The sequence below is a fragment of the Streptomyces sp. NPDC104367 genome, assembly GCF_055583825.1.
This window is the reverse complement of the sequence record NZ_JBVJND010000089.1, coordinates 1-2,575: the sequence shown is the minus strand read 5'-3', so window position 1 is coordinate 2,575 and position 2,575 is coordinate 1. Positions and strand designations below refer to the sequence as shown.

Sequence of the window (2,575 nt, the reverse complement as noted above, 5' to 3'; positions counted from 1 at the left end):
GGCGACGGTGTCCGGACGGTTGATGACGTTCGACACCGTGCCCACCGAGACTCCGGCGGCACGGGCCACGTCCTTGATACCCACCGACTGGGCCATCGGGCGGAGACCTCCAGGAAAGCGCGGGCGGCGGGAAACCCTTCACGCCGGGCGGGAAGAGCACGACGGGAAGGGCTTCACATTACGGCATGACCAGCACCGCGGACCGGGTCAGGCGGGCAGGGCGAAGTCGACGACGTGGAGTGCCGAGGGGGTCGTGCCGCTCGACGTCTCCTGGTACATGAACGACAGCACGTTGTCCGCCTTGACCCGCAGTTCGTCGATGACGACCTCACCGAAGGCGTTCAGGTCGCTGCCGTCGTACAGCAGTGCCCAGTCGGTGTACCCGGAGGACTTGGAGGCACCGGCGATCCTGCCGTACGGGAACACCGCGTAGGCGTTGTCGTACTTGTCCAGGAGCAGCTTGGTGCGCTGGCTGGAGTTCAGGGCGACCGGGATCTCGGTCTTCTGCCAGGTGCCGGAGGAGTTCTTGCGGACGTGGAAGGCACGGCCGTTGGCGGTGCGGTCGGCGACGTAGTCCGTGGTGCACTGGCCGAAGCGGCCGGGCACGTAGCTGATGATCGCGTGCGGGAGGCCGGCGGAGTCCGTCCACTGGCTCTCCTGGTTCATCAGGGAGTGGTCCGGGTTGAGCGAGTCGACGACCAGCCCGGAGTCGGTGACGGCGACCGTGTCCGAACTGCCGGTGGTGGCGACCAGGGTGCCGGCGTCGTTCAGCCAGGTGCGGCCGCGGTCCGCGGAGTACACGTAGCCGGTGTCGTGGTTGGTGATGCCACCGCTGTTGCACATCACGGCCGACGACTGCTCGCGCCAGGTGAAGAAGGCGTGCAGCCGCCCGTTGACGTCGTAGTCGATCCCGTGCAGGTACATGTTCCGGGCGGTGCTGGAACCGTGCGAGCTGGTGTACGTCCCCGTGGAACTCGTCCACTCCCCCAGCGCGGTCCAGCCCGAACCGTCGTACTCCGCGAGGGCGTTGCGGCCGTTCCCGGAGACCCCGACACGGTAGCTGAGCTGGAGCCTGCCCTCGGGCGTGGCGATGAACTGCGGGTAGGTGAACTGCGAGGTCAGCGACGTCCCGTCCAGCGAGGTCTGTACGGCGCCGAACACGGCCGAGGTCCACGAGGTGGAGCCGGGGCTGTCCAGCAGCCCGGCGACCGACTTGACGTAGAAGAAGCCGTCGCTGTGCGAGTCCATGTTGATGTGCAGCCGGCCGTCGGTCTTCGACACGCCCATCGAGATGACGTTGTGCGAGTCGCTGGACTTGAGCTGGTGGGAGAGGGTGACGGTGGACCAGGACGAGCCGCCGAGCACCCGGCGCCCGATCACCGCGTACCCGGTCGAGGTGTACCAGCCGGCGTACTGGTAGCCCTTGTACGTGAACAGGCCGTTCTTCTGGAACGAGTTGTTGTTGACCAGGCCGTCGTAGGAGACGAAGAAGACTGCCTGGGAGTCGAGTTGGGTGCTCTGGCTCTTGGTCACCGACGGTCCGGGGTCGGCCGCGCGGGCGGTACCCGCGGCGAGGGCGGGGGCGGCCACCGTTCCGAGGAGGGCGGCGCCGAGGACGGTACGTCTTTTCACGAGCGGCTCCTGAGGGTGACGGTTCAGGCGAGGTGGAACACTTCGGTGAGGGGTTTCATGGCCTCGTCGGGGCGGGTGCCGTCGAGGGATTCGAAGAGGGGGCCCATCTCGGTCTGCCAGCGGGTGTTGACGTCGGTGGCTTCCATGCCGGCGCGTGCGGCGTCGAAGTCCTCGGTCTCCAGGTATCCGACGAGCAGGCCGTCGTCGCGCAGGAAGAGGGTGTAGTTGTGCCAGCCGGTGGCGGAGAGTGCCTGGCGCATCTCCGGCCACACGGCGGCGTGGCGTTCGCGGTACTCGGTGAGGCGGTCCTGGCGGACCTTGAGGAGGAAGCAGACGCGCTGCATGTAGTACCGCCCGGTGGGTTCTAGAAGTTGAACTGGTCGATGTTCTTCTTGTCGAAGACGGTGGGCTTGCCGAGGTTGATGACGCCGTTCTTGCCGATGGTGTAGGTGGTGTCGCCGGCCTTGAAGGTCTCGCCTTCCTTGCCGGTGATCTGTCCGGAGACGAGGGCGACGGCGGTGCGGGCGGCGAGGTCGCCGAGCTGGGCGGGGTCCCAGAGCTCGAAGGCGTCGACGGTGCCGTTCTTGACGTACTGGCGCATGTCGTTGGGGGTGCCGAGGCCGGTGAGCTTGACCTTGCCCTTGTACTTGGAGCCGGAGAGGTACTGGGCGGCGGCCTTGATGCCGACGGTGGTGGGGGAGATGATGCCCTTGAGGTCCGGGTACTGCTGGAGCAGGCCCTGGGTCTGCTGGAAGGAGGCCTGGGCGTCGTCGTTGCCGTAGGCGATCTTGACGAGCTTGACGTTCTTGTACTTGGGGTCCTTCAGCTCGTCCTTCATGTAGCCGATCCAGGTGTTCTGGTTCGTGGCGGTCTGGGCGGCGGACAGGATCGCGATCTGGCCCTTGTAGCCGATCTGCTCGGCCAGGAGCTGGACCTCGGTACG

4 protein-coding genes are annotated in these 2,575 nt (G+C 66.8%); all 4 read right to left on the bottom strand.

Annotation, left to right across the window (positions count from 1 at the left end; genetic code table 11):
• On the bottom strand, nt 1-96 hold a 96-nt coding region (locus tag ACZ619_RS45770), incomplete at its 3' end, for a LacI family DNA-binding transcriptional regulator (RefSeq protein ID WP_469611987.1).
• Nucleotides 97-207: 111 nt separating this feature from the next.
• Nucleotides 208-1,632 carry a BNR repeat-containing protein gene (locus ACZ619_RS45765; RefSeq protein ID WP_469611986.1) on the bottom strand — a complete coding sequence of 475 codons (1,425 nt, stop codon included), beginning with the start codon at nt 1,630-1,632 and terminating at the stop codon, nt 208-210.
• Nucleotides 1,633-1,655: 23 nt separating this feature from the next.
• Nucleotides 1,656-1,976: an L-rhamnose mutarotase gene (locus ACZ619_RS45760; protein ID WP_469611984.1), complete on the bottom strand. Its 321-nt coding sequence runs from the start codon at nt 1,974-1,976 to the stop codon at nt 1,656-1,658.
• 20 nt (nt 1,977-1,996) lie between these two features.
• On the bottom strand, nt 1,997-2,575 hold a 579-nt coding region (locus ACZ619_RS45755), incomplete at its 5' end, for a substrate-binding domain-containing protein (RefSeq protein ID WP_469611983.1).